The following is a 15,141-nucleotide window of genomic DNA, read 5'->3' as shown; positions in this document are numbered from 1 at the left end:
GTCAGACCGCCCCTTTCGTTTCCCCCCCCTGGTGGGGCAAAGTAGTTAGCTGTCGATATCGGGGAGGAGCTCCCTGGTCACCGCGTCGCCCAGCAGACGCCCCTGGAGGGTGAGCTGCACGCGTCCGCCCGCTCTCGCCTCGGGGTCAATCAAACCCTGCTCCTGAAGCCAGTTCAGGGACGCCTCGATTCGGGCAGCATCGCCACCCTCCAGCAGGCGGGAAATGTCTAGGCCGTCAATGACCCTGACCTGTAGCATGATGTCCTCAAACCTACGGGTCTGCTCCCCCAAAACCTCGCGGGCAGCAGCCGGGCTCTGGCCAGCCCGGACTCGGTTGGCATAGGGTACAGGGTGTTTGAGATTCCACCAGCGGGTACCATTCACATGCGAGTGGGCGCCGGGACCAATGCCCCACCAATCCTGGTTGCGCCAGTAGGCATAGTTATGGCGGGAACGATACTCAGGTGACTTGGCGTAGTTCGACACCTCATACCAGTGGTAGCCGGCCTCATTGAAGATCTGCTCAGCCAGCAGGTACATATCTGCCATCAGGTCTTCGTCGGGTATGGTGTAGTCGCCCCGCCGAATCTGGGCAGCCAGCTTGGTGCCCTCTTCAACGATGAGCGAATAGGCAGAAATATGGTCGGGGGCATACGACACCGCTGCCCGCACCGACTGCTCCCACTGGGCCAGACTCTCCCCCGGTGACCCGTAAATCAGGTCAACCGACACCTGCAGCCCAACCTCTTTAGCCCAGGCGACCACCTTGGGAACATTCGCCGGAGTGTGGGTACGATCAAGCACCTCAAGCACCTCAGGTACCACCGACTGCATACCGAAGGACACCCGGGTAAAGCCACCGGCCTTCAGCGTCTCAAGATCCTCGCGGGTCACCGAGTCGGGGTTGGCCTCGGTCGTTACCTCAGCACCCTCTTCTACACCAAACAGCTCAACCGCTTCGCGCAGAATCTTCACAAGGTCAGTTGCAGGCAGCTTGGTGGGGGTGCCCCCGCCAAAAAAGACAGAGTAGAGCGGACGGTCAGCGACACCCGACTCGCGCAAAACCTGCCGGGCAAAGCGCAACTCGGCGATGGCGTCCTCGGCATAGGTACCCAAACCCACCCCGTTGCCGAAATCCTCGGTGGCGTAGGTATTGAAGTCGCAGTAGCCGCACCGTACCGAGCAAAAGGGCACGTGCACGTAGAGAGAAAAATCGCGCTCAACGCCGTGGACGGCAGAATCAACGGGGATTCTGCCGTCCAAAGGGGCTGGAGCGCCCAGGGGCTGGGCTGGCATTACTTCTTGCCCTTGTCCTTACCTTCTTCACCGGAAGACAGGGCAGCGATGAAGGCTTCCTGGGGAACCTCAACACGGCCCACCATCTTCATACGCTTCTTACCTTCCTTCTGCTTCTCCAGCAGCTTACGCTTACGCGAAATATCGCCACCGTAGCACTTAGAGAGAACGTCCTTACGCATAGCGCGAATATTCTCACGGGCAATAATGCGAGAGCCAATAGCAGCCTGAATCGGCACCTCGAACTGCTGACGAGGAATCAGTTCACGCAGCTTGCCGGTCATCATCACGCCGTAAGAGTAGGCCTTATCGCGGTGGGTAATAGCTGAGAAAGCGTCAACCTTCTCACCCTGCAGCAGAATATCGACCTTGACCAGATCGGCTTCTTCCTCACCGTCAAACTTCCAGTCCAGGGAGGCATAACCGCGGGTCTTGGACTTGAGCTGGTCGAAGAAGTCAAAGACAATTTCGGCCAGCGGCAGGCGGTAGCGCAGTTCCACGCGATCCTGGGAAAGGTAGTCCATGCCACCCATGGTGCCGCGGCGGGACTGGCACAGCTCCATAATCGCGCCCACAAACTCGTTCGGGGCAATGATGGTACAGGCCACCATGGGTTCGCGGATGGTAGCGACCTTACCCTCGGGGAACTCGGAAGGGTTGGTGACTCGCTGGGCATTACCCGCTTCATCGACCACGTCATAAATAACGTTGGGGGCAGTAGAAATCAGGTCGAGGTTGAACTCGCGTTCTAGGCGCTCACGCACAATTTCAAGGTGGAGCAGACCCAGGAAGCCACAGCGGAAACCAAAGCCCAGAGCCGCAGAGGTCTCAGGCTCGTAAATCAGGGCGGCGTCGTTGAGCTGCAGCTTATCGAGGGCGTCACGCAGAGCCGGGTAGTCAGAGCCGTCAATCGGGAAGAGACCAGAGAAAACCATGGGCTTGGGATCCTCGTAGCCACCCAGCTCTTCTGCGGCAGGCTTGTGAGCACCGGTGACGGTATCACCCACGCGGGACAGGCGGACGTCCTTCACACCGGTAATCAGATAGCCTACCTCGCCCACGCCCAGGCCGTCGGTCGGCTTGGGCTCGGGAGAAATCACACCGATTTCCAGCAGGTCATGCTCTGCACCGGTAGACATCATCTTAATCTTCTGGCGGGGTTCCAGCTTGCCGTCCACCACACGAACGTAGGTGACCACACCGCGGTAGGAATCGTAGACAGAGTCAAAAATCATGGCGCGAGCGGGGGCATCAGCCTGACCCTCGGGCGCGGGCAGCAGCTCAACGATACGGTCCAGCAGCTCGGGTACGCCCTCACCGGTCTTACCCGAAACCCGCAGCACATCCTCAGGCTCAACGCCAATCAGGTTAGCCAGCTCCTCGGCATACTTATCGGGCTGGGCAGCCGGAAGGTCAATCTTGTTGAGCACCGGAATAATGGTCAGGTCATTTTCCATAGCCAGGTAGAGGTTAGCCAGGGTCTGAGCCTCAATACCCTGAGCAGCATCCACCAGCAGCAGGGCACCCTCACACGCAGCCAGAGAACGGGAGACCTCGTAGGTGAAGTCCACGTGACCGGGGGTATCAATCATGTTCAGGGCATAGTTGACGCCGTCCACCTCCCAGGGCATACGAACAGCCTGGGACTTAATAGTGATACCGCGCTCACGCTCGATATCCATGCGGTCAAGGTACTGGGCCTTCATCTCGCGCGGAGTAACCACGCCGGTGGCCTGCAGCATGCGGTCAGCCAGGGTGGACTTACCGTGGTCAATATGCGCAATGATGCAGAAGTTACGGATAACGGAAGGGTCAGTGGCCGCCGGTTTGGGCGGGTTGGTCGCCAAGGGTGACACGTGGGTTGGGTCCTTTCACGACTCTCAGAAAGCTCATGGGAGCCTACCGGGTCTCTGACGGTAGAAATCAGTTAACCAGTTTCTCACATTTAGCCGGTGCGTGTCTGCTCGCGCGCCGATGAGCAGCGATTATTGTAGTGACCATGAAGATCAACATGCGAACCATCCAGCAGGCACTGAACATCGGCCAGCGCATCTACCGGGAATGGAACAAGTACCAGAACCAGAAGAATAAGCAGCAAGGCACAGGTTCCCGCCCCTCTAGCAGTGGGAGCCAGGCCGGCACGCGCACCCAGCAGCGTCCAGACGCCGGCAACGGCAATTTTGGTACTTTCGGCCCCGGCAGTAGCCAGCAGACCCCTGCCGGTCAATCCACCGGAAGCTGGGAACAGGGCGGCTACCCCGGCGACTACTTCGGCTCGGTATCCTTTGACTACTCCCCCGCTCTCGACGGCGACGCCGACCCCGGCGAAGTCGTCTGGGCCTGGGTCCCCTTCGAAGAGGACTACAGCCAGGGCAAGGACCGCCCTGTCCTGGTCATCGGACGCTCCGGTTCCTACCTTCTAGGGCTGATGCTCACCAGCAAGGACCACTCCAACTCCCGCACCGTCGACCCCAACTACCTGGACATCGGCGCAGGCGTATGGGACAAGGAAGGGCGAGACTCCGAGGTCAAGCTCAACCGGGTCATCCAGCTCAACCCGAACGGTATCCGCCGTGAAGGAGCCATCATGGACCGTGCAACCTTCGACTTCATCGCCGAAGCCTACCGCCGTCGCTAAGAGACTTGCTCAAAGGGGTTACACAGGCTCGCGCTCGCTGCCGACCCTCTCGCTGGTTCGCTAGCTGGCTCGCAGGCTCGCCAGATTCGCGCCGAGATTTGTTTTCCTCGCGCGCTCGGAATCTCGGTGCTCATCACTAGTGATTCATGCCAGCCCCGAAGCCAGCAGCTTCGCTGCGAGCCTGCTCCACTCAACCTGACGTAGACTAAGAAAAATTGTTGCTTATATCTCTGCCCCAAGCTGGGGCGGAGCTGATAAAGTTAACCCTTGTGTGTCCGATGGTCATCGGGCACTGCTGACTGGTTGCCATAGGCATCCCCACGCCGCTCAGTCGATGACCGGTCAGCGCAGCCCTCACCGACCAATTAGACAAAAACAGAAAGTTTTTAATCGTGGCTAACATCAAGTCCCAGAAGAAGCGCATCCTCACCAACGAGAAGGCTCGTCTGCGCAACAACGCAATCAAGTCAGATCTCAAGACCTCCATCCGTAAGGTCAACGAGGCAGTTGAAGCTCAGAACGTTGAAGCAGCAACTGAAGCTCTTCGTGTTGCGAACCGCAAGCTGGACAAGGCTGTTTCTAAGGGTGTTCTGCACAAGAAGAACGCAGCTAACAAGAAGTCCGGTCTGACCGTTCTCGTCAACAAGCTTTCCTAAGTTCTATATTCCGGCACCTCTAGCCGGCGTCTAAGAGCGAAGTGACGCAAGGCCCCGCTCCCTTTCATGGGAGCGGGGCCTTGTGCTTTCTTGGCCTGCCGCTAGTGGGTGCGGGAGGCCTGGGAAATAGCCAGGACGGCTTTTTCTAGGGGGTAGAAAGAGTCAAGATTCTCGCCCTTGAGCTGGGCATCGGTATCGGCCAGCAGGGCAAGGACGCGAGCCAGGTCGGCAGGCGCATACCTGCGGGAATCCCGCTGGGCAGCTTCTACCTGCCAGGGAGCCATCTTAAGGTCACCCGCCAGCTGGTTGGAGTTGCCGCGCACCCCGTGCACTTTGGCAATGTTGCGCATGCGGGCAGCCAGGGCACCCAGGATGGGGATAGGATCGCTTCCGGTATCGATCGCCTGGCGGAGCAGTTTAATGGCTTCCCTGCTGTTGCCAGCTACCGCAGCATCGCCCACCTTAAAGGCGGTGACCTCGGTACGGCCGCCAAAGTAGCGGTCGATGGTGTCTACAGTGATGGTACCCGGCTCATCTGCAATGAGCTGGCGGGCAGCCGAGGCTAGTTCTGAGATATCACTGGTTGCTGCCGCGAGAGCTGCCGCTGCGGGCGGGTCAATAGAGCGCTGGGCTGAGCGGAACTCGTAAATGACGAAATCCAGCCGGTCGCGTTCATTCTTAAGGGCCTTACACTCGACCACCGGGTAGGACTTATTGGCCTTGATGGTATCAATGAGCTTTTTGCCCCTGTTACCGCCTGCGTGGTGCAGTATCACCAGGGTGGAGTCGTGGGGTGCAGCGGCATAGGCAAGAGCGTCCTGCAGGAAGGCGTCGCTCATGGAGGCCACCTGGGTGACCTCAATGATTTTGGGTTCGTCGAAAAGTGAGGGGCTGGCAAGGACGTCTAGCTGCCCGGCCCGGTAATCTTTGGCCGAAAGGCTGGTGAGTTCGTAGCTGCCGTGGGCCTCTTCAAAGAGCTGGCGGAGCCGCTGGGTGGCCCGGGAAGCAAAGTATTCTTCGGGGCCGTAGAGCAAAACGAGTGGAGCAAGCGGAACCGATCGCCAGCCGTTATCTGGCCCAGCTGAGCGGGTGCGGGGTGTGCGTGCCATGTATCCTCCTTGGGTGCCTTTCTATCTTGTCAGATAAAGCGCTTTTGTGCAGGTTTAGCCGGAGGCGGTCACCTCAATCCCCCGGTCACTGGTGGTCAGCGCCAGATGCCCCGAAAGGTCTGTGCGGGCAGCGGGGATAGAACGTTGGTTCAGGAAGCTGAGAATACTCTCATGCGGGTGCCCATAACTGTTGCCTGCTCCCACAGGGATGAGCGCTAGGGAGGGGCTGGCTGCGATGATCAGGTCGGTGCCGCTGCCCGCCGAGCCGTGGTGGGCTATTTTAAGGACGTCGGCAGGCACCTGCCCTGCCGATTCGGCAAGAAGCCGGTGGGCGGCGTCCGCTTCAAGATCCCCCGTGGTGAGCACGGTCAGCGGCCTCTGGCCGGTCTCCCTGGCAGGTAGAGACCAGTGGATGACGAGGGAGGAATTGTTGATCCAGCTAGAGGAGCCGGTTGCGCCGGGAATCCTCTGGGCCTGGGCCGGGGGCCAGAGCACCCGGCCCAGGGGCTGACCGGCTGCCTCGTGCTGCCCTGCGGTAACGGACTCTGCTGGGAAGGCCGAGCCCGTAGAAAGCCGATAGGCAGCTGTTCCTTGTGCGACCGGGGTCTGTTGCCCCTGTCTGCTGTAATGGGGCGACGTCACCAGCGTCGGCTGGGCGAAGTCACTTTGAACCTGTTGTAGTACCCCATCGTGGTCGCTATGGGCGTGGGTTATGAGCACAGCTTCCAGCTGGTCTACCCCGGCCCAGTCGAGGCAGGACTTGAGGGCCGAGTAATCGTTGCCGGTATCGAGAAGGTAGGCCGATCGCTGGCCGGTGCGGATGAGGTGGGCGTCCCCCTGGCCTACATCGCAGGTAATCCACTGCCAGTTATCAGGGGCCCGGTGTGCAGCCGGCCAACGGTCGTGCAGCAGGAATACCGCTAGACCTATCACGAGCACTATGAGGGTAAGATCAGCCAGGCTTTTGTTTCTCCTGCGGTTCACGGTCTGCCCCCTAGCAGTCGAGGCAAGCGGGCCGGGGGCAGGGAGTTGAGAGACCTGTCTGCTGAGAGAACCAGCCAGCTGCTACCCACAACGATCAGCAGGGTCAACCCTAGAGTGAGAGGTGAAAGCGCAAGAGGTAGCTGGCTTGCAGGTAGCTTGTAGCACCAGGTAGCAACTGCTAGCAGCCCCTGGGTAAGAAAGCCACCGAGATTCATGAGGGCATCGAGCAGGGGTTGGGCTAGCCCAAGGGCGTAGCCGATGAGGGCAAGTAACCCCAGCACGGTAATGGGCGCTACCAAAGGGGCGGCCAGAAGGTTAGCTAGGACCGTATAGGGGTAGATGGACTCAGAAAGTATCAGGATCACCGGCGCGCACCAGAGGCTAGCTGCACAGGGTAGGGCTACCAGATCAGCAAGCAGAAGGGGCAGCCCCCTGCTGAGGAGACGCGAGAGAGCCGGTGCCAGTATCAGGAGGGAAGCTGTAGCCACGACCGAGAGAATAAAGCCGTAGTGGGTGGCAAGGGGTGGCGCTGCCAGAAGAAGAGCCATCACGCAGGTCGAGAGGAAAGCCAGACGATAGGCTCCGTGGCCAAGAATCAGACCTAGAGCTCCCAGCAGCCCCATTACCCAGGCTCTGAGTACAGAACCGTCAAGCCCTACCAGCACGACGTAGGTCGATGACGCGGCTACTCCGACTGCTATAAGGGCAGGACGATGGGGCCACAGCGGGTAGAGCAGACGGTAGGCGACGACAAAAATCAGGGTAATGTTGGCCCCCGAAACAGCTGTCAGGTGCGTTAGACCGGCCACCCGCAAAGATGAAAGAGCCGGTGCAGGCAGTGAAGAATCATCGCCGTAGGCCATACCCAGGAGCAGGCCAGCCCGTTCGGCGCCCAGGTGGTCCACTGCCCTATCGCGCAACCCGCTCTTAAGTTCGAAGAGAGGGGCTACAGAAGCCGGTTGCTCCAGCAGGCTCACAGCTCCCTGCAACCGGTAGTAGGTTCCGCTGACCTTCAACTCCCCCACCGCGCTGACAGTGCTCCCCGGAATAAAAAGTTTATCTGTATAGATGCTGAGCGGTACCCGCTGGCTCCAGGTCCTAGTAGCCTGTCTCATCTCCACGGTTTCTACCTGCAACCTATACCCACCCGTCGGAGCAGGCCGGGCCTCAGTTACTTCAGCCGTCACTCGTATTCCCTGCCCGTTCAGAGTCTGCATCAGCTCCCACTGCTGAGGGTAGCCCCGGGACTGAAGGGCAACAGTCTGTAAGGCAGCGAGCAGGCAGGTTAGCGCCAGAGTATATGACACAGAGACCGGTACCTGGGTCAGTGGACCTTTCACCTTCGCAATACTTTTCCGAACTAAAAGCTGGGCGCCGCACCAGGAGCCCAGAGCAAGACAAGCGAGCAGGGCCCCAGCCCAGAGCGCACACCGGGCCCCGGCAAGAATCCACAGAGCAGTAAAACACCAGAGCCCCACAGCAGGTACCACAAGACGGGCATCGGTCAGACGCGGTTGCACCCGCCGATGTTCGGCCCGTTCAGCCTGTGCCTGCTGCCAGCTCCGCCCAGCAGCCAGTACCCTTTTCATACCGTCACCAGCGGGCGGAGAGCTTCAAGAGTGGCTGGACCAATGCCCGAAACCTGGTCCAGCTCATCCACCGAGCTGAAACCCCCGTACTGCTCCCGCCAGCTAATAATCGATGCAGCCAGCACCGGGCCGACCTTCGGCAGGGTCTGAAGTTCCTCAGCGCTTGCCGTATTGATATTCACTAGCCCGGCGGCGTCCGCGCCCCGGTCTGTATCGGGAAACGTGTCAGCCGCCGAACTAGGTGGTGCTTCGCCCTGCACCGGAATATAGACCTGGCTCCCGTCGCTGGCAGGGGCTGCCAGGTTGATCGCCGATGTATCAGCATCGTCCCTGAGCCCGCCGGCAGCTGTGACCGCATCGTTTACCCGGCTCCCAGAATCCAGCTCATAGACTCCCGGGGTCTGCACCGCGCCGGCAACATGAACCACCACAGGCGCACCTCCCCCATGAGCGGCAACTGAAGTAGCGTCCGCCCCGGTGCTCAGCCCCTGACCAGCCTCATCACCCTGCACCGGGCTACCCCCATCAGCCTGCACCGTGGCTTCCCCAGAAGGGGCCACAGGAACCGCCGACACAGACGAGCCGCCGCCAGAAAACACCACAGGCCACAGAGCAACCAGACCCAGGACAAGAGCAAGAATCACTAAAGCACCCGTAGGCACCCGCCACCGGGTCACCGAAGCCTGCGGGCCAAGGCCGGGAGCCTCCGAACCGGAAGACGCCAAAGCGCGCTCAAGAAGCGCCCGATGGCGGGGGCTCCGTGTGGCGCTCGCAGAAGCAGGGCCGTGGCGCCTGCTGCGCAAAAGATAATCGGTCTGACTCGGCTGACCTGTATTGACGTCGGCAGGTTCAACCGAAACAGACGGTAGGGTATCAGCGGGGTACCTAGAGTTCTGAGACATGGCCCCAGGCTAAGAGCTTCCGATCGTCTAGGCCAAGGCCGATGGCGCCTGTGGATAAAGCCCCTCCCACCAACCTGCGGAAATTAGCCCCAAAAACCTCACAGGTGGTGCAGCCGAGTCACAAGATGACGCGACTCAGGCCCCTATCCACAGGGGCTCTGCACCATCGTGAACATAACTCTAGAAAATAACGGCTGCCAGGGCCCCTAAGCCCGCATGGGCAGAGAGCACCGGGGGCAGGGGCGTCAGCACGGCCCCAGAGGCGATAGACCCCAGGGTCTGCTGAAACTCCCGCGCCTGTTCCTCATTACCGCTGTAATGGACGGCAACCACCTGCCCCTGGCGCCTGAGCAGGTTGGCTGACTCCCTATCCTTCAGCGGCACATCTAGCGGTAATTCACCGGCCCGCTCGGCACTGGCCTGTTCGGTCAAAGCTGCAAGCCGTTCAATCGCCTTAGCTGTAGTGCGGGGGCGCTCAACGTAGTGCAGTTTGCCATCGAGCACGGTAGCCACAGGCCGAATCTGAAACATCTGGCCCACCATAGCTAGAGCGGGGCTGACGCGTCCGCCCCGCTTAAGAGCGTCCAAGGTAGGGATAAAGAAAAAGAGCTCGGTAGAAGCACAGAGCTCCTCGGCTACAGCGGTAGCCTGCTCTAAGTCCTGCTCGCGGGTAAGGAGGCGGTGCAGGCGGAGCACGGGCTCCCCCAGCCCCATCGCCAAGTTGAGCGAGTCAACCACCACCACCGGCACATCGACCAGTTGCGCCGCTAAACGGGCCGCATCGCAGGTACCCGACAGCTCCCCCGATAAGTGAACCGAGATAATCGCAGTGTAGCCCTGGGCTGCCAGCTGCTCGTAGGCGTCCACCAGGGTACCCGGCGCAACGCCGGAGGTCAGCACCTGCTCCCCCTGAACGTGAGCTAAAGCGATAGCGGCATCTATCTGATCGGCCGGTAGGTCATTCAAAGCACGGTCGCCCACGGTGACCGGTAGGTCAACCAGAATAAACCCGCCTTCGGCCTTGAGCTCTTCAAGGGTAGCGGCGGGCAGGGCAGCAGATGAATCGGTGACCAGGGCTATAGAACGCACCTCACTACTCTACCGCCTAGCCAAGCCCTTGGAGTGACTCAGTCCATAGCAATCACCCAAAAGATAGAAAAATCGGGTGCCCCTCGCTATGGAAGGAGCACCCGATGATCTCTATCTAGATCTCGCTAGATCACAATGTTGACCAGCTTGGGGGCACGCACAATGACCTTGCGTACTTCAGCGTCGCCCAGGGCTCGCTGAACGGCCTCTGACCCCAGAGCCAGGGCCTCTAGATCGGCTTCAGAAATATCCTTGGCGACCTCCAGGCGGTCCTTGACCTTGCCCTTGACCTGCACGATTGCAGTGACGGTATCGTCTACCAGCTGGGCCGGGTCAACTTCAGGCCAGCCCGCGGTCAGTACCGGGGTATCGTGGCCGAGCAGGTGCCAGGCGTCTTCTGCGGTGTAGGGGGCGTAGAGGGAGAGCAGGATGGCGATGGTCTCAGCAGCCTCGCGGACGGCCGGATCGGCAGCACCTGCACCGGAGTCAATGACCTTGCGGGTAGCGTTGACCAGCTCCATGGTCTTGGCCACGGCAACGTTGAACTTGCCGTTCTCTACCAGGGCATCGACGTCGTGAACGGTGCGGTGCACCAGCTTGTGCAGGGCAGCGTCGCCGGTTGCGCCGTCCGCCCCCACCTCGCTGGTGACGTCCTGGGCAACGCGCCAGGCGCGGGCCAGGAACTTCTGCATACCTGCGGGGGAAACATCGGCCCAGTCGACATCGTCCTCGGGCGGGGATGCGAAGACCATGACGGTGCGGACGGCATCGACACCGAACTTATCGAGCTGCTGGCCCAGGTCAACACCGTTACCCAGTGACTTAGACATAGCCTTACCCTGGTTGAGCACCTGGCCCTGGTTCATCAGGGCCTTGAAGGGCTCAGAGTGTTCAATCAGGCCCAGGTCGCGGATGACCTTGGTGAAGAAGCGGGCGTAGAGCAGGTGCAGAATCGCGTGCTCAACACCGCCGACGTACATATCGACCTGGTTCCACTTCTTCATCTGCTCGGGGTCGAAGATAGCCTGGTCGTAATTCGGTGAGACGTAGCGCAGGAAGTACCAGGAGGAATCCACGAAGGTGTCCATGGTGTCTGAGTCGCGCTTGGCGTCCTTACCGCAGACGGGGCAGGGAACGGTGTTCCAGTCGGTAGCAGCTGCCAGGGGTGACTGGCCCTTGGGTGCCAGGTCTTCACCGGCCAGGTTGTCGGGGAGCAGGACGGGCAGCTGCTCTTCCGGAACCAGCTGTTCACCGTGCTCTTCACAGTGGATGACGGGGATGGGGCAGCCCCAGAAGCGCTGGCGGGAGAGCAGCCAGTCACGCAGGCGGAAGTTGACCTTGCCGGTGCCTACACCCTTCTCTTCAAGAATCTCGATGGCCTTTGAGATACCGTCAGCCTTGTTCAGGCCATCCAGCGGGCCGGAGTTGATGTGTACACCATCGCCGGTGGTAGCGACGCCGGTTTCTGCCGGGTCGTCCTCACCGGTGTCGAGAACGGTGATGACGGGGATGTCGAACTTGCGGGCGAAGTCCAGGTCGCGCTGGTCGTGGGCGGGAACCGCCATCAGTGCGCCGGTGCCGTAATCGGCCAGGGCGTAGTCAGAGGCCCACAGGGGCAGCTTATCGCCGGTCAGGGGGTTGATGGCGTAACGGCCCAGGAAAACACCGGTCTTCTCGCGGTCGGTGGACTGGCGGTCGATATCCGACAGAACTTTGATCTCTTCGCGGTAGGCTTCCAGGGCTTCCCGCTGGTCGTCGGTTACCAGGTCGAGGGCCAGGTCGGCGTCGGCTGCCACGATGAAGAAGGTTGCTCCGTAGAGGGTATCGGGGCGGGTGGTGAAGACGTCTACGGTGGTGGCGGGCTTGTTGCCGGCAGCCTCAACCTCAAAAGTAACCTCGGCACCCTCGGAGCGGCCGATCCAGTTGCGCTGCATAGCCAGCACGCGGTCGGGCCAGTGGCCCTCCAGCTCCTTCATGTCGTCCAGCAGTTCCTGGGCATAGTCGGTGATCTTGAAGTACCACTGGTTCAGAGACTTCTTGGTCACGGGGGTGTGGCAGCGTTCGCACTCGCCGTTGACAACCTGCTCGTTGGCCAGCACGGTCTGGTCCTTGGGGCACCAGTTGACCTGGGAGTACTTACGGTAGGCCAGGCCCTTCTTGTAGAACTGCTGGAAGAGCCACTGGGTCCACTTGTAGTATTCGGGGTCAGAGGTGTGCAGGCGGCGGGACCAGTCGGTCATAATGCCGTAGCGCTTGAAAGAGCCGGCCTGGGTCTCGATGTTCTTGTAGGTCCACTCTTTGGGGTGGGTGTTGTTCTTGATGGCTGCGTTTTCTGCGGGCAGGCCGAAGGAGTCCCAGCCGATGGGGTGTAGCACATCGTAGCCCTTTTGCTTCCAGAAGCGGGCGGTGACGTCGCCAATGGCGAAGGCTTCGGCGTGGCCCATGTGGAGGTCGCCGGAGGGGTAGGGGAACATGTCCGCTACGTAGCGGGTTTCCTTGCCTTCTTCGTTGGTGGGTTCAAAAACCTTGGTTTCTTCCCAGTAGGGCTGCCACTTGGCTTCCATGGAGCGGAAGTCCCAGGTGGTTTCGTTCTGTTCGGTAGGTTCTACCTCAGCAGTCACCGTGTTTCCTGTCTGTCGAGTGGTGCTTGCGCTTTTTGGGCGCGCACGAGTCTGAGCTGTCAATAGTTTGTTTCCTAGTGTACCGCGCTTGGGCTTGCTTTGCCCGGTGGCAGTTTGCCCACTGAGAAGTGGGCGGTGAGGCGGTACAGTGGTGGGGGTAGAGAGAAGGAGTCACTATGTCTGCAAGCCCCCACTCGGCCGGCGTTTTTGAGCCGGCACCTCAGCAGGTTCCTGCCGGGACGCGCTACGAGGGCTGGGTTGGCGGCACCTATTGTCGCTGGTGGGTGTATGGAAACGCGGACGCCGCTCCCCTGGTTTTGGTGCACGGCTTTAGAGGCGATCACCACGGCCTAGAAATCATTGCTACCGGCCTGAAGGATTTTTGTGTTTATATCCCTGATCTGCCGGGCTTTGGTAAGACTGCCCCGATTGAGGGGGCCGAGCATGCGGTGAGCACCTATGCTGCCTGGTTGGTTGATTTTATAGAGACCGCTGTGGGCAGCTCTGTGCACCTGGTGGGTCACTCTTTTGGGTCGATCGTGAGCTCTTATACTGCTCTGGTGCGCCCCCATCTGGTAGAGCGTTTGACCCTGATTAACCCCATCTGCCAGCCTGCTCTTGAGGGGGACCAAAAGGTGATGAGCCGCCTGGCTGAGCTCTATTATGGTGCGGGAGCTGCCCTACCTGCTTCCCTGGGTTTTGCCCTGCTGCGCTCCCGCCTGGTGACCAGATTGAGCAGTGAGTTCATGATGAAAAATCACGACCCCGCCCTGCGCCGGTTCATCAACGGCCAGCACGATGCCTACTTCGGTGCCTTTGCCTCCCGCGAGGCGGTTCTACAGGCCTACCGGGCCTCTATCAGCACCACCGCAGCTGATTTCACCCCGGCCCTGCCGATGCCGGTCCAGCTCATTGTGGCGGAGAAGGATGACCTGGGTACTCTGGAACTTCAGCAGGCCATGGCCCGTAAACTCCAGCGGGGGCGGCTCGACGTTATTCCCGAGGTCGGCCATCTGATTCACTACGAAACTCCCCTACGGGCTGCCTCCCTAATTGCTGACTTCCACGCCCAAGACCTGAAGGAGGGCAGATAGCATGAAACTTTTTATCGATGCCCGCTATACCCGTATCGGTTTTCACGACGGCATTAGCCGCTACACGGCGTCCTTACTCTTTGCCCTCAAGGAGCTCGCGGACGCCGGTGACCGGCGCCTGCCCGAAGGCCTGGAGCTCACCATGGTCGTGAGCGATCAGCGTCAGCTTGAGATGCTCCCTGACCTGCCGTCCGTGAAAATCTGTGCACCGACGTCCGCTCTGGAACCCACCGCCGCCCTGCAGCTCAACCGCTACTTACCCGACGTGGTCTTCTCGCCCATGCAAACCATCGGACTGGGCGGGCTGGGCAGGCAGTTCAAGCTGATCCTGACCCTGCACGATTTGATTTACTACTCCCACCCTACTCCACCGGGCTTCCTCCCCCTGCCGGTTCGGCTGGGCTGGCGGGCCTTCCACACCACCTACGCGCCGCAGCGCTACCTGCTGAACCGGGCGGACGCCGTCGCTACGGTATCGCAGACCACGGCGGCTTTGATGCGGGAGCACAAGCTAACTGACAAGTCGATAACGGTGATCCCCAACGCGCCCCAGGCTGATAGTTTCATTAGCCGGGACCAGGCTATTGAACTGGCCCCGGGACGCACTAAGGACCTCATCTACATGGGTTCGTTCATGCCCTATAAGAATGTAGAAACCCTCGTGCAGGCTATGAGGTTCTTGCCGGACTACCGCCTGCACTTGCTCTCCAAGGTTGCTCCAGCCCGCTTGGCCGAATTACAAGGTCTGGCCGATGAAAACATAGTGTTCCACGGGGGAACCAGCGATGAAGACTACCGCCAGCTGCTCCGCACCGCCGCTGCCCTGCTTACCGCCTCGCGGGAAGAAGGCTACGGGCTGCCAGTGGTGGAGGCTCAGTCGGCGGGCTGCCCCGTAGTGCTGTCGGATATCCCGATTTTCCGGGAAATTGCCCCCTCAGCCCGCTTTGCTGAGACCAGCTCTCCCTTCGCCTTTGCGCAGGCGGTACGCGACCTAGAAGACCGGCAAGTCCAGCAGACCAGCATTGTGAACGGTCTTGCGGACGCCGCCCGCTACACCTGGGAACAGAGCGCCCTCACCCTGCTGGAGCTGGCCTCTTCCCTTCATCGGCAGTAGAAGTTTAGCCGCCCCGGGTACTTGCCCCCGCTACCCCAGGCACCGGGCA

12 protein-coding genes are annotated in these 15,141 nt (G+C 60.5%); 4 read left to right on the top strand and 8 right to left on the bottom strand.

Annotation, left to right across the window (positions count from 1 at the left end; genetic code table 11):
- Positions 1-45: 45 nt before the first annotated feature.
- On the bottom strand, positions 46-1,296 hold the full coding sequence (hemW, locus tag L6963_RS08575) for a radical SAM family heme chaperone HemW (RefSeq protein ID WP_237206615.1): 1,251 nt from the start codon (positions 1,294-1,296) through the stop codon (positions 46-48).
- Complete coding sequence (gene lepA / locus L6963_RS08570; RefSeq protein WP_237206614.1) at positions 1,296-3,152, bottom strand: translation elongation factor 4; 1,857 nt, start codon at positions 3,150-3,152, stop codon at positions 1,296-1,298. The genes hemW and lepA overlap by 1 nt, the downstream gene beginning before the upstream one ends.
- A 143-nt stretch (positions 3,153-3,295) precedes the next feature.
- On the opposite strand from lepA, the gene L6963_RS08565 reads away from it, so the two are divergent.
- Both L6963_RS08565 and rpsT read left to right on the top strand, forming a co-directional pair.
- The gene (locus L6963_RS08565; protein ID WP_237206613.1) at positions 3,296-3,934 is read left to right on the top strand and encodes a type II toxin-antitoxin system PemK/MazF family toxin; all 639 of its coding nucleotides are present in this window, start codon (positions 3,296-3,298) and stop codon (positions 3,932-3,934) included.
- A gap of 392 nt (positions 3,935-4,326) precedes the next feature.
- The gene (gene rpsT, locus L6963_RS08560) at positions 4,327-4,590 is read left to right on the top strand and encodes a 30S ribosomal protein S20 (RefSeq protein WP_185172890.1); all 264 of its coding nucleotides are present in this window, start codon (positions 4,327-4,329) and stop codon (positions 4,588-4,590) included.
- 101 nt (positions 4,591-4,691) lie between these two features.
- On the opposite strand, the gene holA is transcribed toward rpsT, so the two are convergent.
- The 6 genes from holA to leuS form a co-directional block, all read right to left on the bottom strand.
- Positions 4,692-5,699, bottom strand: coding sequence for a DNA polymerase III subunit delta (holA, locus tag L6963_RS08555; protein ID WP_237206612.1), 1,008 nt, complete (start codon positions 5,697-5,699; stop codon positions 4,692-4,694).
- Positions 5,700-5,753: 54 nt separating this feature from the next.
- The gene (locus L6963_RS08550; RefSeq protein WP_237206611.1) at positions 5,754-6,683 is read right to left on the bottom strand and encodes a ComEC/Rec2 family competence protein; all 930 of its coding nucleotides are present in this window, start codon (positions 6,681-6,683) and stop codon (positions 5,754-5,756) included.
- Positions 6,680-7,900, bottom strand: coding sequence for a ComEC/Rec2 family competence protein (locus L6963_RS08545; protein ID WP_237206610.1), 1,221 nt, complete (start codon positions 7,898-7,900; stop codon positions 6,680-6,682). The genes L6963_RS08550 and L6963_RS08545 overlap by 4 nt, the downstream gene beginning before the upstream one ends.
- Before the next feature lie 368 nt (positions 7,901-8,268).
- The gene (locus L6963_RS08540; RefSeq protein WP_237206609.1) at positions 8,269-9,174 is read right to left on the bottom strand and encodes a ComEA family DNA-binding protein; all 906 of its coding nucleotides are present in this window, start codon (positions 9,172-9,174) and stop codon (positions 8,269-8,271) included.
- A gap of 180 nt (positions 9,175-9,354) precedes the next feature.
- A complete protein-coding gene (locus L6963_RS08535; protein ID WP_237206608.1) occupies positions 9,355-10,263 on the bottom strand; it encodes a DegV family protein in 909 nt (302 codons plus the stop codon).
- Positions 10,264-10,388: 125 nt separating this feature from the next.
- Positions 10,389-12,827, bottom strand: a complete 2,439-nt coding sequence (gene leuS, locus L6963_RS08530; protein ID WP_237206658.1) for a leucine--tRNA ligase — start codon at positions 12,825-12,827, stop codon at positions 10,389-10,391.
- Between the two features lie 233 nt (positions 12,828-13,060).
- Here leuS and L6963_RS08525 point away from each other — a divergent pair, with 233 nt between their 5' ends.
- Both L6963_RS08525 and L6963_RS08520 read left to right on the top strand, forming a co-directional pair.
- On the top strand, positions 13,061-13,978 hold the full coding sequence (locus L6963_RS08525) for an alpha/beta fold hydrolase (protein ID WP_237206607.1): 918 nt from the start codon (positions 13,061-13,063) through the stop codon (positions 13,976-13,978).
- A gap of 1 nt (position 13,979) precedes the next feature.
- The gene (locus L6963_RS08520; RefSeq protein WP_237206606.1) at positions 13,980-15,092 is read left to right on the top strand and encodes a glycosyltransferase family 4 protein; all 1,113 of its coding nucleotides are present in this window, start codon (positions 13,980-13,982) and stop codon (positions 15,090-15,092) included.
- Positions 15,093-15,141: the final 49 nt, after the last annotated feature.

Origin of the sequence: Rothia nasimurium (assembly GCF_928392795.1) — a bacterium.
Classification (GTDB): Bacteria; Actinomycetota; Actinomycetes; order Actinomycetales; family Micrococcaceae; genus Rothia; species Rothia nasimurium_F.
The sequence above is the reverse complement of the archived record's forward strand: the minus strand, read 5'-3'. Positions and strand labels throughout refer to the sequence as shown.